The sequence below is a fragment of the Nocardioides sp. genome, assembly GCF_004803405.1.
Taxonomy (GTDB): Bacteria; Actinomycetota; Actinomycetes; order Propionibacteriales; family Nocardioidaceae; genus Nocardioides; species Nocardioides vastitatis.
Window position 1 is genome coordinate 1 of sequence record NZ_SSXI01000053.1, and the last position, 506, is coordinate 506.

A 506-nucleotide genomic window follows, 5' to 3' on the forward strand; every position below is an offset into this window, starting at 1 on the left:
ATGTGCGCCGCAGAGCGCAGTTGGAGCATCTGCCGGTGGGGTACGGCGTCGCCCCGCCGATCCAGGCGGTCCCGACTACGACCGACGTCGATCTCACGCGGGTCTGATACGAGGTGCTGCCCGCACGGGACGTCGATGGCCTGGTGATCAAGGCCGATCGTCGATGTACAGGGGTGGATCCTGGCCTGCTCGCCCTGCCGGCGAGTACTGCAACTCTCGAATACCGACACTTCACCAGTGGCTCGACGCTGCTAAGGAGCGCTCGGATCGCGACAGCGAACGCGCCTGCTCGCTGCGGGATGTGCTCAAGCAGGCGCGACGCGCAATCCTCGACGAGGAGAACGCGCGCGTCCGCGAGCTCCTGGAGCCGATCGAGGATGAGGTCGCATTCCTTCACAGCGCGGAGCTCCGAACTCGGCTGAAGGCCAACTTCGACCGTTCTCTCCAGTGGTCCTTGATCCACGGCTACGCCAGCCGGAGGGAAGTCGTGGAGACCTACCTCGGTG

General features: G+C 65.4%; 1 protein-coding gene. It reads left to right on the forward strand.

Annotated features, from left to right (window positions below; genetic code table 11):
• Window positions 1-301: 301 nt before the first annotated feature.
• On the forward strand, window positions 302-506 hold a 205-nt coding region (locus tag E7Z54_RS23685), incomplete at its 3' end, for a hypothetical protein (protein ID WP_206055984.1).